The 13,615-nt window shown below is 68.7% G+C and carries 12 protein-coding genes and 2 pseudogenes; 5 read left to right on the top strand and 9 right to left on the bottom strand.

Annotated features, from left to right (window positions below):
• Window positions 1-2 precede the first annotated feature (2 nt).
• Window positions 3-1,178 carry a CaiB/BaiF CoA transferase family protein gene (locus tag AC3RJ9_RS11040; RefSeq protein ID WP_036314380.1) on the bottom strand — a complete coding sequence of 392 codons (1,176 nt, stop codon included), beginning with the start codon at window positions 1,176-1,178 and terminating at the stop codon, window positions 3-5.
• 732 nt (window positions 1,179-1,910) lie between these two features.
• Here AC3RJ9_RS11040 and dnaB point away from each other — a divergent pair.
• Both dnaB and AC3RJ9_RS11030 read left to right on the top strand, forming a co-directional pair.
• Window positions 1,911-3,299 (top strand): replicative DNA helicase, encoded by a 1,389-nt coding sequence (gene dnaB / locus AC3RJ9_RS11035; protein WP_069941712.1) that lies wholly within the window; start codon window positions 1,911-1,913, stop codon window positions 3,297-3,299.
• A 41-nt stretch (window positions 3,300-3,340) separates the two neighbouring features.
• A complete protein-coding gene (locus AC3RJ9_RS11030) occupies window positions 3,341-4,882 on the top strand; it encodes an RNA/DNA-binding domain-containing protein (protein ID WP_069941713.1) in 1,542 nt (513 codons plus the stop codon).
• Between the two features lies 1 nt (window position 4,883).
• Here AC3RJ9_RS11030 and AC3RJ9_RS11025 read toward each other — a convergent pair whose 3' ends face one another.
• The 4 genes and pseudogenes from AC3RJ9_RS11025 to AC3RJ9_RS11010 form a co-directional block, all read right to left on the bottom strand.
• Window positions 4,884-5,237: a hypothetical protein gene (locus AC3RJ9_RS11025; RefSeq protein WP_152744365.1), complete on the bottom strand. Its 354-nt coding sequence runs from the start codon at window positions 5,235-5,237 to the stop codon at window positions 4,884-4,886.
• Window positions 5,238-5,298: 61 nt separating this feature from the next.
• Window positions 5,299-5,445, bottom strand: a pseudogene (locus tag AC3RJ9_RS11020) (IS5/IS1182 family transposase); the annotation flags it as partial.
• Between the two features lie 175 nt (window positions 5,446-5,620).
• Window positions 5,621-6,868 carry an IS256 family transposase gene (locus AC3RJ9_RS11015; RefSeq protein WP_145930907.1) on the bottom strand — a complete coding sequence of 416 codons (1,248 nt, stop codon included), beginning with the start codon at window positions 6,866-6,868 and terminating at the stop codon, window positions 5,621-5,623.
• 117 nt (window positions 6,869-6,985) lie between these two features.
• Window positions 6,986-7,447 carry a GIY-YIG nuclease family protein gene (locus AC3RJ9_RS11010; RefSeq protein WP_152744155.1) on the bottom strand — a complete coding sequence of 154 codons (462 nt, stop codon included), beginning with the start codon at window positions 7,445-7,447 and terminating at the stop codon, window positions 6,986-6,988.
• Between the two features lie 56 nt (window positions 7,448-7,503).
• Here AC3RJ9_RS11010 and AC3RJ9_RS11005 point away from each other — a divergent pair, with 56 nt between their 5' ends.
• Entirely contained in the window at window positions 7,504-8,553 is a 1,050-nt protein-coding gene (locus AC3RJ9_RS11005; RefSeq protein WP_152744154.1) for a restriction endonuclease, read from the top strand.
• A gap of 168 nt (window positions 8,554-8,721) precedes the next feature.
• Here the strand turns inward: AC3RJ9_RS11005 and AC3RJ9_RS11000 are convergent.
• Both AC3RJ9_RS11000 and AC3RJ9_RS10995 read right to left on the bottom strand, forming a co-directional pair.
• Window positions 8,722-8,829 (bottom strand): annotated as a pseudogene (locus AC3RJ9_RS11000) (IS5/IS1182 family transposase); the annotation flags it as partial.
• Between the two features lie 54 nt (window positions 8,830-8,883).
• Complete coding sequence (locus tag AC3RJ9_RS10995; RefSeq protein ID WP_152744153.1) at window positions 8,884-9,528, bottom strand: DUF6308 family protein; 645 nt, start codon at window positions 9,526-9,528, stop codon at window positions 8,884-8,886.
• A gap of 95 nt (window positions 9,529-9,623) precedes the next feature.
• Here AC3RJ9_RS10995 and AC3RJ9_RS10990 point away from each other — a divergent pair, with 95 nt between their 5' ends.
• Both AC3RJ9_RS10990 and AC3RJ9_RS10985 read left to right on the top strand, forming a co-directional pair.
• On the top strand, window positions 9,624-10,475 hold the full coding sequence (locus AC3RJ9_RS10990; protein ID WP_152744152.1) for a GIY-YIG nuclease family protein: 852 nt from the start codon (window positions 9,624-9,626) through the stop codon (window positions 10,473-10,475).
• 50 nt (window positions 10,476-10,525) lie between these two features.
• A complete protein-coding gene (locus AC3RJ9_RS10985) occupies window positions 10,526-11,062 on the top strand; it encodes a hypothetical protein (protein WP_158184091.1) in 537 nt (178 codons plus the stop codon).
• A 199-nt stretch (window positions 11,063-11,261) separates the two neighbouring features.
• Here AC3RJ9_RS10985 and glpK read toward each other — a convergent pair whose 3' ends face one another.
• Both glpK and AC3RJ9_RS10975 read right to left on the bottom strand, forming a co-directional pair.
• On the bottom strand, window positions 11,262-12,794 hold the full coding sequence (gene glpK, locus AC3RJ9_RS10980; RefSeq protein ID WP_152744150.1) for a glycerol kinase GlpK: 1,533 nt from the start codon (window positions 12,792-12,794) through the stop codon (window positions 11,262-11,264).
• A 94-nt stretch (window positions 12,795-12,888) separates the two neighbouring features.
• Window positions 12,889-13,611: an MIP/aquaporin family protein gene (locus AC3RJ9_RS10975; protein ID WP_010079813.1), complete on the bottom strand. Its 723-nt coding sequence runs from the start codon at window positions 13,609-13,611 to the stop codon at window positions 12,889-12,891.
• Window positions 13,612-13,615: the final 4 nt, after the last annotated feature.

Genomic DNA, 13,615 nt, shown 5'->3' with positions numbered 1-13,615 from the left:
GGTCAGCGGGTGTCGAGCCAGGTGTTGACGGCCGCCGTGTCCGCGCCGAGCGCGGGCGGCGCGTGGTGCGGGTGCGCGACGGGCGGGTCCCACTGCACCGGGTGGCGGAACTGCCGGCCGGCGGGGGCGCCGGAGCGGTCCTGGACCTCGACGGTCGGCTCGAGGCCGAGGGACTCGGCCAGCTCGACGCCCTCGGCGACGGTGGACACGAGGCCGACCGGGAGTCGCTCGGCCTGCAGCACGTCCCGCCAGTGGGCGGCCGTCTCGGCCGAGAGCGCGTCCTCCAGGGCGGTGCGCAGCTCCTCGCGGTGCTCGACCCGGTCCGTGTTCGTGGTGAAGCGCGGGTCCTCGGCGAGCTCGGGGACGCCGAGGGCCGCGGCGAAGGTGCGGAACTGCGCGTCGTTGCCGATGGCGACGGCGAGCGGCGCGTCCCGGCACGCCAGCAGCTGATAGGGGGCGATCGAGGGGTGGTCGTTGCCCATCCGCCGCGGGACGACGCCGGCGCCGAGCCATGCCTGGCCCTGGTTGGCGAGCGCCCCCTGCAGCGAGGAGAGCAGGTTCAGTCGCAGGTGGGCGCCCTCCCCGGTGCGCTCGCGGCGCAGCAGGGCCGCGAGCACGCCGGCGGTGAGGTCCTTGGCCGTGAGCACGTCCACCAGGGCGACGCCCGCCTTCATCGGGGCGTCCGGTTCGCCGGTGATGCTCATGAGCCCGCCCGCGGCCTGGACGATGAAGTCGTAGCCGGGCAGGTCCCGGCCCTCGCGGTCGCCGAAGCCGGAGACGGCGGCATAGACCACGGACGGGTTCTCCCGCGCGACCTCGTCGTAGCCCAGGCCGAGGCGCTCCATGGTGCCGGGCTTGAGGTTGTGGACCACGACGTCGGCCCGGGCGGCCAGGGCGGCGGCCCGCCGCTGGTCCTCGGGGTCCTTCAGGTCCCAGCCGACCGACTCCTTGTTGCGGTTCACGGACTCGAAGTAGGTGGCGCCCGTCGCCGAGCGGGGCGGGGCCCAGCCGCGGGTGTCGTCGCCGCGCTCGGGGTGCTCCACCTTGATGACGCGGGCCCCGAGGTCCGCCAGCGTCATGGTGGCGAGCGGGCCGGCGAGGACGCGGGAGAAGTCGGCGACGAGGACGCCGTCGAGCGGGAGCGAGGCCGGGGAGGGGGCGGTGGTGGCCGGGGGCACGGCGGACTCCTCACTGTGGCGGACGACACGATGATGCATCCCACCCAAGCACCGTGCTTTCATTCCGTCCAATGACTCTTGGGCGGCCCACTGATGCGCGGGAGTCATCGGTGCGGGGCGGCCCGGGGCGGCCGGGAGAGGTGGGCACGGGGAGGACCCGGGGCCGCGCGCAGACGCTGTCAACTTCGCCGTCCCCAGATCCGGGCACCTTGTCCACAGGAGTTGTCCACAGATGTGGAGAGTGTGGATGACGGTGTGGATAGGCGTGTACCAGACCGTGTAATAAGGGTGCAAACGAGGCTGCTGTCAAGTTGGATCGATGGGGCCGAAAGGGGGGTGGAGAAACTTCCTCCACAGCCCTGGGGATCGCATCGTCCCAGGTCAGAGCGGGATTATGGGAGCGGTCGAGCGGTTGTCCCCAGCGTGGTCCTCAGGCGATCCACGCGACACGCCGCCGAATCCACACGTTGTCCACAAGGCCTGTGGGAAACGCGGTTGCCCAGCCTCCACGGCGCGCGTAGTGTCGCGTGGTATCCCCAACGCGAGGGCGGGTATTGGCCGCAGGTGACCACTGACAGGCGCGCATCCGCTCGGACCGTCGCCCCGGGGACCGTCGCACCGTCCGCCTGCAGGAGGGTGCGGCGGCACGGGCGGTGACAACAGAGGAATCAGAGCCGGGAAGACCGGCGAGGGCCGCCGTCGTGCGGGCTGTGGGAAGGGAGTCTCCGGACGTTGACTGAGAACTACGGAGACTCGGGCTCCTACGACGGCGGCCGTTCCTCTGAACGCTTCCTGCCGCCCCAGGACCTTGAGGCGGAGCGCTCGGTGCTGGGCGGCATGATGCTCTCCAAGGACGCGATCGCGGACGTGGTGGAGCTGCTGCGCGGCCACGACTTCTACCGGCCCAGCCACGAGATGATCTACGAGGCGATCATCGACCTCTACGGCCGTGGTGAGCCCGCAGATGCCGTCACCGTGGCGGACCTGCTGAACAAGCGCCAGGAGCTCAGCCGCGTGGGCGGCCCCGCCGTGCTGCACGAGCTGATCCAGTCCGTGCCCACCGCCGCCAACGCGAGCTTCTACGCGGAGATCGTGGCGGAGAAGGCCGTCCTGCGGCGCCTCGTCACCGCCGGCACCAAGATCACCCAGCTGGGGTATCAGGGCGACGGCGAGGTCGAGGAGATCGTCAACGAGGCGCAGTCCGAGATCTACAAGGTGGCGGAGAACCGCCAGTCCGAGGACTACGTGCGCCTCGCGGAGATCATGGAGCACGCCGTCGACGAGATCGAGGCGGCCGGCAACCAGGGGGAGGGCCTGACGGGCGTCCCCACCGACTTCTACGACTTCGACGAGCTGACGCAGGGCCTGCACGGCGGCCAGATGATCGTGATCGCGGCGCGCCCCGCCGTCGGCAAGTCCACGCTCGCGCTCGACTTCGCGCGGGCCGCGGCCATCCACCACAACATGGCGACGGTGTTCTTCTCATTAGAGATGGGGAAGAACGAGATCGCGATGAGGCTTCTGAGTGCCGAGGCGACGATCGCCCTGCAGGACCTGCGCAAGGGCACCATCCGGGACGACCAGTGGTCCAAGATCGCCGCGACCGTGGGGCGGCTGAACGAGGCGCCGTTCTTCATCGACGACTCCCCGAACATGACCATGATGGAGATCCGCGCCAAGTGCCGGCGGCTCAAGCAGAAGAACAACCTCAAGATGGTGGTGCTGGACTACCTGCAGCTCATGAGCTCGGGCAAGAAGGTGGAGTCCCGTCAGCAGGAGGTGGCCGAGTTCTCCCGTGCCCTCAAGCTGCTGGCCAAGGAGCTCGACGTGCCGGTGATCGCGCTGAGCCAGTTGAACCGTGGCAGTGAGCAGAGAACGGACAAGCGGCCGCAGGTGTCCGACCTGCGCGAGTCCGGCTCGATCGAGCAGGACGCGGACATGGTGATCCTGCTGCACCGCGAGGACGTGTACGACAAGGAGTCCCCGCGCGCCGGTGAGGCGGACCTGATCGTGGCCAAGCACCGCAACGGGCCCACGAAGACCATTGTGGTGGGGTTCCAGGGGCACTATTCGCGGTTCTCGAACCTGGCGAGTGATGCGGGTGGGGCCGGGGGGTTCTGAGAGATGCCCCATACTGACACTCTCACTTACACTTTGTCACTATGAAATGGTCCTCTGACGATCTGCTTGCCACTCTGGAGGCTCTACGTGTGCGGCGCGGCGACACCACCAACGTGGAGGTCAAGCGCGCCGCCGGGGGAGTGCCCCAGCTCGCCGAGACCCTCTGCGCCTTCGCCAACATGCCAGAGGGCGGCACCATCATTCTTGGAGTCGATGAGGCGAGAGGCGCTTTTAACGTCACAGGGGTGGCTGACGTGGCCCTCCTGGAGGCCGGTGTCGCAGCCCAGGCACGTGAAGGAGTGACGCCGAGCCCTCAGATCATCCCGCAGACCTTGCAGTTGGACGAGCGACAGGTGTTGCTCATCCACGTCGTGCCGCTGAGGACGGCGGACAAGCCGGCAACGGTGCAGGGCGTCGCCTATCTGCGCCAGTCCGACGGCGACTACCGGATGCATGAGCACGAGCTGCGGATGTTGGAGGTCGCCAAGCTCCATGCGGACGAGCGGGTTGACTACGAGTTGAAGGTGGCCACCGGCCTCGGCGAGCAGGACCTCGTTTCCTCGCTGGTGGACGAGTATGTCGCGGCTGTCCGCCGGAAGAACCGGCGGCTCCGAGACCGTACCAGCGAGGAGATCCTGCGGCAGACGAGCGTCCTGACGAGTTCTGGTGAACCCACGCTCGCGGGTCTCTATGCTCTCGGAGACTTTCCACAGGGACGTTTCCCGGGCCTGACGGTCACGGCTGCCGTCCAGCTCCCCGGCGGTGAGGGGCAGCCGCGCAACCGGAACCTTGAGGACTTTGTGGGGCCACTGCCGGACCTGCTGAGAGACCTGATGGCCTGGGTCAGTGACAACATCGACACTGTGCGGCGGTATCGCCGGGACGGCCACATGGAAGAGGTGGCGGAGCTGCCGCTCACTGCCGTGCGTGAGCTGCTGGCCAACGCCCTCGTCCACCGCGATCTCGGGCCCAGCACTCTGGGGATGGGGAAGGGCATCCAGGTCCGTCTCACGCCGAGGAGCCTCTTCATCCAGAATCCCGGCGGTCTGCAGGGGCTGTCATTGACACAGCTTCAGAGTGACGACCATGCTCAGGCTGCTGTCAATCAGCGTCTCTATCAGTTCGCCAAGAAACTCACGACGTCGGACGGGGCCTCGCTCATCGAAGGTGAAGGTGGAGGAATCCGAGAGGTGTTCCGTGCAGCAGAACGACAGGGCCTGCCACGGCCCCAGCTCATTGACACTGGAGTGCAGTTCAAGGCCATTCTGTGGCGTGCCGCGGACAGGAACGCTCGCGCCGGCGCCGAGGATGCGAAGGGTGCCTCCGCGGTGGAGACGGCAGTGCCGCGGGCCGTTCCAGCGAGCACCAGCCCCACCCGTCACGAGCATGCCGTGCTGGCTGCTCTGGTGAGGATGCCCGACGGAGCAACGTTGCGTGCCCTGACGAGCGTGACAGGTTTGACCGATCGCCAGGTGCGGTACGCGCTTCGGCTCCCCCTGGATGAAGGGATCGTGGTGATGGACGGGGGCCAGGGAAATCGCCAGACTGCCTACCGCCTCATGAGTGACAGTCGGCGGCCTTGACTCACATTTCAGGTCGCGGGCCCGGAAGCCAGCGCGTGTGTGGGTACTCCGTGAACTCTTCATGGACCATCGCAGGCTCCCGCGCGAAGACCATCTTGAGGGGAAGTTCTTGGTCCCCGATCGGTGCCTTCTCGACTTTCAGTGTCCGGCTGACCCCGTTGACGGCCACCTCCACCTCGACGCTGTAGGTGTAGACGCCCTCAGTCAGGAAGCTCAACAGGAGATCGATATCCAGGTGCGTCGCGTCGGAGAGGCGGTAGGGAACCGGCGCTTCCTTCTGCGGGAGGTCGAAGTCGCTCACATGCTTGGCGGCGAATCTGTTCGTGGCCCGCCCTTCGTGGCCGAGGGCTGCCACAAACCGAGCAGGCACCCGCTCGCCTGCGCCCAGACCGTCGCTGACGTCGTAGGGCGTGTTGCTAAAGGATAGTAGTCAGCCAATGCAGTGTCGCGGCGAGGCAGAGCCCGGCGTGATAGTTCCGGGCGTACTTGTCCGAGCGCATCGCGATCCCTCGCCACTGCTTGAGCCGGTTGAAGCACCGCTCTACGACGTTGCGTCCCCGGTAGCGCTGGCGCTGGTCTTCACCGAAGTCGATCGGTCTTCCTGGGCGGCGGCGCCGGTGCGTGATCTGATCGGCCCGCTCGGGGATCGTGGCCGCGATGCCATGCCGGCGCAGCCAGGCCGGTCAAGTCCCTGGAAGTGGTGTAGCCGTCTTCGAGGTTGTAGGGGGCTTGTACCTGTCAGGTCTGCAGGGTCGGCATCACCTCCGTGCTCATCACGGTCTCTTGCTCCGTGGTCAGGGGCTCACGGCACCGGGCGAGCAGTTCCAGGCCGAGATACCGGCGGCCTTCGGCCCACTCATCGGTCTGCTCGGCCAACACAGCCCCGACCAGACGCACCACGGCATCCCGGTTCGGGAAGATCCCCACCGAGTCCGTGCGGCGCCGGATCTCCCGGTTCAGCCGCTCGGCAGGGTTGTTCGACCAGATCTGGGACCACACGTCCCTCGGGAACGAGGTGAACGCGAGGATGTCCTCTCGTGCTGCATCGAGGTGCCCAGCCACCGCGGGCAACCTGTCCTGCACGTAGTCCAACAGGCGCTCGAACTGGGCCTGCACGGCCGGCCCGTCGGGCTGGTCATACACGCTGTGCAGCATGGCCTTCACCGCCGGCCACATGCTCTTCGGGGTCACGGCCATCAGATTCGCCGCGTAATGGGTGCGGCAGCGTTGCCACACGGCCCCGGGCAGGTTCGCCGCCACTGCTTCCACGAGGCCGCGATGGGAGTCCGAGGTCACCAGTGCCACCCCGGCCAGCCCCCGGGCCACCAGATCCGCGAAGAACTCGTTCCACCCCGCCCCGGACTCCGTGGTGGCCACCCTCAGCCCGAGGACCTCGCGGCGCCCGTCCGCGTTGACCCCGGTGGCGACCATGGCCACCGCGTTGACCACACGCCCGCCCTCACGCACCTTCATGGTCAGGGCGTCGGCGGCGAGGAACACGAACGGGCCGGCCTCGCCCAGAGGCCGGTGGCGGAAAGCCTCGATGTGCTCGTCCAACTCCTGTGCCATCCGGCTGACCTGGGACTTCGAGAGCGAGTCGATGCCCAGCTGCCGTACGAGCTTGTCCATGCGCCGGGTCGAGACCCCGGCCAGGTAGCAGTCCGCGACCACGGTGATCAGTGCGGACTCGGCCCGTTTGCGGCGCTCGAGCAGCCATTCGGGGAAGTACGTGCCGGCCCGGAGTTTGGGGATGGCCACATCGATCGTGCCGGCGCGGGTGTCCAGGGGTCGGTGGCGGTAGCCGTTGCGCTGCGCTGTCCGATGTTCGGAGGGCTTGCCGTACTCGGCCCCGCAGACCGCGTCAGCGTCGGCGGAGAGCAGTGCGTTGATCACGGTCTGCAGCAGGTGGCGCAACAGATCGGGAGAGGCCTCCCCGAGAGCTTCGCGCAGCAGCCGTTCAGGGTCGACAATATGAGGAGCGGTCATCGTGGTGATGTCCTTTCGAGAGTGCTGTGGAAGGTTCGCTCGAAGGCTCCCACGGTGACCGCGTCCGTCTCGAAGATGGTCGTGGCCACCGGGGAGGGTTACACCACTATCCGGGACTCAACTCAGGCGGTCGGGATCCGCAAGGATCCGTGCCCGGGCCAGTTCGATCCGTTCCGGCGCAACGACGACGTCCGCGTCTCGGAAGTCTGCCGAAATCCAGGCCGCCTGCTCCTCCTGGCTCACGATCGCATCCAGGGCGGAGTTGCCCAGCGGCTGGGACATCAATGTGCGGTTCCGAAGCAGGACGCCCTCATTCCGCAGGCCCGTGATGATCTCCTGCTCCACTCGGTCCAGGTCGGCCCGGTCCACGGAGGTGAGGCGCACGGCCACGATGTCCTTGTAGCGACGTCGGTGGGTCGCCAGGCGACTGATCGGGTGGACGCTCTGGCCCACGTACTCCGAACCGTCCGCGAACTCGAGCACGTAGACGCCCGGCCCGGGGTCGGAGCCGAACATCACGGAGGGGGCCAGACCGGCCGGCATGTCCCACCGGCGGAAGGTTCGTGAGGAGGAGCGCATCGGTTCATCATGCCGTGGTCTGAGATGATCGGCCGGACGCAAGCGAGGGAGTGGCGATGAGCGCATGGGTGGTCCGCGCGGGACAGCGGGGGGAGAACGAGCACTGGAACATCGAGCACGGGCGCGTGAGCGTGGGCTGGCCCGAGGTCGGTGACCTCTCACCCGCCACATCCCGGGAGGACGTCCGCCGTCGCGTGGAGGAGGCCTACCCCGGCGACGGCGCTGCCCGCTGGGCCAATTACACCGACCAGCTCTGGGCGTTCCGGGACTCCATCCGCCCGGGTGACCTCGTCATCCTGCCGCTGAAGACCAAGCCCGGCTACGTGCAGTTCGGACGCGTCACCGGTGCGTACGCCCACGACGCGGCCGAGGCTGGCTGGCACCGCAGCCACTCCCTGCCGGTGGACTGGCTGGGGGAGCCGGTCTCCAAGACCGTGGTGGGCCAGGACCTCGTCCACACCCTCAATGGCAGCCTCACCGTGTTCCAGCCGAGCCGGAACGACGCCGAACGCCGACTCGAGGCCATCGCTCGAGGAAAGCCCGACCCCGGGTTCACAGAGGGGCTGCCCCGTCCGGTGGCGACCCCCGCCGACCACACCACTACCGAGGTGACGGACCCCGAGACAGCACCGACCGTCGTCGCCATCCGAGACCGTATCCGCGCCCATGTGGCCGGGGAGTTCCGCGAGCACGAGCTGACCCACCTGGTCGCGGAGATCCTCACGGTGCTCGGCTTTAGGTGTGAAGTCTCGCCACCCGGGCCCGACGGCGGCGTGGACATCATCGCGGGCACCGGACCCTTGGGGCTGGACGCGCCGACGCTAATCGTGGAGGTGAAGTCCGAGCCGACCCCGATCGGTTCCCGGGTGCTGCGGGGGCTGCACTCTGCGATGACACAGCACCGGGCGGATCAGGCGCTCCTCGTGGCCTGGGGTGGGGTGACTCGACCCGCAGAGCTGGAGTTCAAACGCGACCGTACGACTATGCGCATCTGGGACGCCGACGCGCTGCTCGATCAGCTCTTCCTCACCTACGACCGGCTGCCGGCCTCCACGCGGGCGCGGATCCCGCTGCAGCAGGTGTGGGTGCTGGAGGACGAGGGGTGACGGCGCCCGAGGTGCTGGTGGCCGAGGCGCGGGAGGCGCTGCTGAACGGGCCGGTGTTCCGAGTGGAGCGGGCTGAGACCGCGCCTGGTGGCGTCAAGGCCGTCACAGCGGACGGTGTGGAGTTTCCGAAGGGGCGCGGTCTGTACGCGATCTCCGAGGTGACGCCGTCGTGCGGGCATCGACGAACGGCCGGCCCTCCCGGCCTGTTGGGGGGGCTGGGAGCATCGGAGCGATCAACTCCCACGGGGCGTCGGAGAGCATCTCGAACCGGGACACGTCTTCGAGGAGGCCAGCCGACCCCTGGATTCATTGTCAGACACGGCGCAGGCCTCAGTACGCCTTGGCCTCCATCCAGGCGAGCACATCGAAGACGCGGAGGGTGGTCACCTCGGCGGGGAGGGCCGCCGCGCACCGGTAGGACTCGAGGCGCTGCCAAATAGTCCGCTCCTGGGCGGAGAACTCCGCATGGAGCAGTGCCCGGCCCACGTAACCGTCCTTTCGGGTCTCATGGAAGACGGTCCGGCGCAGGTCGGAGTCGATGATCGGGAAGAGACGCGGCCGTTTGCGCGCAAGAAGCTTGGAAGCGATGGGCGGACCCACGTCAGCGAGGCCTTCCAGCGCTTCGTAGAGCGCATACACCGGTGCCATGTCCTTGCCGGACGGGTCCGGGTCGACGTCGATGAAGTCGCGGTCCGGACCGACGGCCTCCAGTAGCCCAGCGAAGCGCTCCCTCTGGGTGATGAGCAGATGCACGACCGCATGACCCGGCACTGGCGTGTTCAGCAGGGCGGCGGAGGCGACGTCGTCGGAGGTGAACACGTTCGCAGACGCTGCGCGCGTCCCGCTCGGGTCGAACCCGTCCCATTGGCTTCCGATGAACTTCCGGGACTTGAAATAGAGCTGGAGCAGGTCAACGGCGCGCTCCGTTTGATCCGAGGCAACCGTGCGGGGCAGGTGCAGCTGGGGTGCGGTCATGGCTTCCTCTTCCACTAGAAGGCGTCACGGTGATTGTGGCTGAGGGCTCATCGCAGCGGAAGGGTGATCAGGGGGCCTCGGCAGAATGGGGTCCCATGGAGTCCACCCAGCCCGTCCCCGAGCCCTTCGTCCTGACCCTCGGGGCCGTCCTAGCAGCTGCCGGCCTCGACCCGCAGGACGTCCTGGCCATCCGCCACACCTACAAGGAGTCGGGGCTTCCGTCGCGGGCCGCAGCCACGCCGGAGCGCGTGCTCGCCTACACGCGGGAGCAGCACCACGTGGGGAAGTTCCCGAAGGAGCCCGCCCGCCACTGGCTGATCTTCATGGGAGAGGGCGGGCGTCGTTCTCGCCTCACCGCCGTGTACGAGAACCGCGGGGAGGCCGTGGCTGAGCGCACGGAGCGGCACCGGTACTACGACGTTGCGCCGGTGCCGCTGCTGGCCTCCCTCGAGGAGCGCCTGGTGGTGGAGTGGTCCGCAGATCCCGTGAACTGGGCCAAGCGCGGCCCCCTGGCGGCGCGGTTCCCCGTCCTGGAGATCGCCGACCCCACCACCGAGGCGTTCCCCGGCTTCGACCACGTGCTGCTCAGCTACGGGGACCTGCAGTCAATGGTGGCCGAGACCCGCTACGCAGGCTGGCGCACTGCCCTGCAGGCCGTACGCGGGATCTACCTGATCGCCGACGAGACCGCGGGCCAGTGCTACGTCGGCAAGGCCGACGGTGAGCGTGGTGTGCTCGGCCGGTGGGAGGCCTACGCCCGTGACGGGCATGGCGGGAACGTCGCCCTCCGGGATGCCCTGGAGCTCGATCCCACCCAGCCGGAGCGGTACACGTTCAGCCTGTTGCGCGTGTTCGGCTCCGATACCCCGCAGGCCCAGGTCGACGCCGCGGAGAAGCACTACAAGGACGCGCTGATGACGCGCCGGTTCGGGCTGAACCGGAACTGAACGGACGTCGTAGTCCTGGGGGAGTGGGCGAAGGTCAGACGGGGGATGGAATGCCCGCGCCGAGCCTCGGGGAAGAGGACAAGCGCGCCATCCCGGCACTGCAGCCATCGCTGAATTCCTCGAATATGACTGCCCGCGAGCACACGGGGCATCTGCAAGCCGCCCGCATTGATGTCGTCGCGCGGGCCGACGTCGTCGAGGAGTGCGGGTCAGGTCTGATGGGCGTGAACGGCCCACCCGGGACCGGCAAGACGACGATGCTCAGGGACATCCTGGCGTCCAACGTCGTCGAACGAGCACACCGAATGTCGGCGTGTGAGAACCCATTCGACGCCCTCACCGAACGCACCCATGAGTGGACCGGCGAGGGCAGGATGCGACGACGGGCGCGCGAACTCCGGCCCGAGGTGGCCGGCCTCGAAAAGGTGGTGGCCTCGGTGAACAACGCGGACGAGGAGAACCTCTCCGAGGAGATTCCACATCGGAGCGCCACCAAGGACGGCCGACACGTGGATGCGGACTACTTCGCCTGCCTGGCCACCGCCGCCTTGGGCGGAAGCGGCGGGGGAAGAGGACGCCCTGGGTGAGGACAGCTTGACGTCGGAGCAGCCGGGCACCTCGGGCCTGGCCACTGCGCCGATGGCAACGGCACCGACTCCGCCCCGCTCCGCGCGCAGGCGGCCGACGAGGGGGTAGTGCTGCTCGGGGTCCTTCTGGAGGGCCCGGACCGGCCCGGGGCGCACGGGGCGCACGGGGCCGGCCGGACCGACCTACGGACCGGACGGCTCAGCCCTGGGCCGACTCGACGTCCTCGTCGACCCAGTCGCGGGAGCGTTCCACGGCCTTCTTCCACAGCCGCAGGGCGCGCTCAACCTCCTCCTCGTCCGTGGTGGGCTCCCAGCGCTTGTCCTCTTCCCAGTTGGCCACGAGCTCGTCCTGGGACGCCCAGAACCCCACCGCCAGGCCTGCGGCGTAGGCGGCGCCGAGAGCGGTGGTCTCGATGACCTTGGGGCGCACGACGGGCACGCGCAGCAGGTCCGCCTGGAACTGCATGAGCAGCTCGTTGGCGACCATGCCACCGTCGACCTTCAGTTCGGTCAGGTCCACGCCGGAGTCCGCGTTCATGGCGTCCAGGACCTCGCGGCTCTGGAAGGCGGTGGCCTCGAGCGCCGCGCGGGCGATGTGCCCCTTGTTGACGTAACGGGTCATGCCCACCATGGCGCCGCGGGCCGCGGCGTCCCAGTGCGGGGCGAAGAGGCCGGAGAACGCGGGGACGAAGTACACGCCGCCGTTGTCCTCCACGCCGGCGGCCAGGGTCTCGACCTCCGGGGCGCTGGCGATCATCCCGAGGTTGTCACGCAGCCACTGGATCAGCGAGCCGGTGACGGCGATCGAGCCCTCCAGCGCGTACACCGGCTTCTGGTCGCCAATGCGGTACGCCACCGTGGTGAGCAGGCCGTTGTCCGAGTGCACCGGCTCCTCGCCGGTGTTGATCAGCATGAAGTTGCCGGTGCCGTACGTGTTCTTGGCCTGGCCGACCTCGAAGCACGCCTGGCCGAAGGTCGCCGCGTGCTGGTCGCCCAGGATGCCGGTGATCGGCGTCTCGCGCAGCAGCTGCTGGCCGGATACGGTGCCCACCTCGGCGGAGGAGCTGACGATCTCCGGAAGCATGGACATCGGGATGCCCATGTCCGCGCAGATCTCCTCGTTCCAGTCGAGGGTGTCCAGGTTCATCAGCATGGTGCGGGAGGCGTTGGTGACGTCGGTGACGTGCCGGCCGCCCTCCCCGCCGCCGGTGAGATTCCACACGAGCCACGAGTCCGTGGTGCCGAAGATGAGGTCGCCGTTCTCGGCGGCCTCCCGGGCACCGTCCACGTTCTCCAGAATCCAGGCCACCTTGGGGCCGGAGAAGTACGTGGCCAGGGGCAGCCCGACGCGCTCCTTGTAGCGGTCCGCGCCGACGTCGCCGGCCAGGCGCTCGCAGAGGTGGTCGGTGCGGGTGTCCTGCCACACGATGGCGTTGTACACCGGCTTGCCGGTGTTGCGGTCCCACACCACGGTGGTCTCACGCTGGTTCGTGATGCCCACGGCGGCGACGTCGTGTCGGGTCACCTCGGCGCGGGCCAGGGCCTCGCCGATGACCTCGCGGGTGTTCGTCCAGATCTCCACCGGGTCGTGCTCCACCCAGCCGGCGCGCGGGAAGATCTGCTCGTGTTCGCGCTGACCAGTGGACACGATGGCCCCACTGTGGTCGAAGAGGATCGCGCGCGTGGACGTGGTGCCCTGGTCGATGGCCATCACGTAGCGGGGGGTGGTCATGTCCTACTCCTTCGGAGGTGGTCACGGGGGTGTGGGGGTGGCGGGCACGTTCCCGCAGGGGAACGTGCCCGCCGGGGTTGGACGGGCAGACCGCTCAGACGAACAGAGGCGCGGCGAGGCCGGCCAGGACGGCGCCGACGAGCGGGCCGACGATCGGCACCCACGCGTAGCCCCAGTCCGAGCCGCCCTTGTGCCGGATCGGCGCGACGGCGTGGAACAGGCGGGGGCCCAGGTCGCGCGCCGGGTTGATGGCGTACCCCGTGGGGCCGCCCAGGCTCGCGCCGATCGCGACGACGAGCAGGGCCACCGCGAGCGGGCCGAGCCCGGAGGGGGTGGAGCCGAAGAGCAGGATCACGAACACCAGGACGAACGTGGCGATCACCTCGGTGACCATGTTCCACAGCGGGTTGCGGATCTCGGGGCCTGTGGCGAAGGTGCCCAGGATCGCCCCCTGGTCCGTCTCCGCCTGGTAGTGGTCGCGGTAGGCCAGCCAGGCCAGGGCCGCGCCGAGGAAGGCGCCGATCAGCTGCGCCGCGAAGTACGCGAGCGTGGTGCCGAGGGTCACGGCGATGCCGGGGGCGTACTCCTCGGCGCCGCTGACGAGCAGGCCGACGGTCACGGCGGGGTTCAGGTGCGCACCGGTCGCGGCAGCGACGTAGACGCCCGCGAAGACGCCCAGCCCCCAGCCGAAGCTGATGAGCAGCCAGCCTCCGCCGTTGCCCTTGGTCTTCGTCAGGACGACGTTGGCGACGACGCCGACGCCGAGCAGCAGGAGGATCGCCGTGCCGGCGATCTCATGCAGGAAGATCGTGCCCATGGAC

Source organism: Micrococcus sp. 63XJN7_6_ISO-PGPR-S23-444, from assembly GCF_058072765.1.
The sequence above is the reverse complement of the archived record's forward strand: the minus strand, read 5'-3'. Positions and strand labels throughout refer to the sequence as shown.

Excerpts from the sequence above, each read along its gene's own strand:
- AC3RJ9_RS11015 (WP_145930907.1), bottom strand. The coding sequence starts at position 6,868 with ATGACCGCTCCTCATATTGTCGACCCTGAACGGCTGCTGCGCGAAGCT.
- AC3RJ9_RS11030 (WP_069941713.1), top strand. The coding sequence starts at position 3,341 with ATGAAATGGTCCTCTGACGATCTGCTTGCCACTCTGGAGGCTCTACGT.
- glpK (WP_152744150.1), bottom strand. The coding sequence starts at position 12,794 with ATGACCACCCCCCGCTACGTGATGGCCATCGACCAGGGCACCACGTCC.
- AC3RJ9_RS10995 (WP_152744153.1), bottom strand. The coding sequence starts at position 9,528 with ATGACCGCACCCCAGCTGCACCTGCCCCGCACGGTTGCCTCGGATCAA.
- AC3RJ9_RS10975 (WP_010079813.1), bottom strand. The coding sequence starts at position 13,611 with ATGGGCACGATCTTCCTGCATGAGATCGCCGGCACGGCGATCCTCCTG.
- AC3RJ9_RS11005 (WP_152744154.1), top strand. The coding sequence starts at position 7,504 with ATGAGCGCATGGGTGGTCCGCGCGGGACAGCGGGGGGAGAACGAGCAC.
- AC3RJ9_RS11010 (WP_152744155.1), bottom strand. The coding sequence starts at position 7,447 with ATGCGCTCCTCCTCACGAACCTTCCGCCGGTGGGACATGCCGGCCGGT.
- AC3RJ9_RS10990 (WP_152744152.1), top strand. The coding sequence starts at position 9,624 with ATGGAGTCCACCCAGCCCGTCCCCGAGCCCTTCGTCCTGACCCTCGGG.
- AC3RJ9_RS10985 (WP_158184091.1), top strand. The coding sequence starts at position 10,526 with ATGCCCGCGCCGAGCCTCGGGGAAGAGGACAAGCGCGCCATCCCGGCA.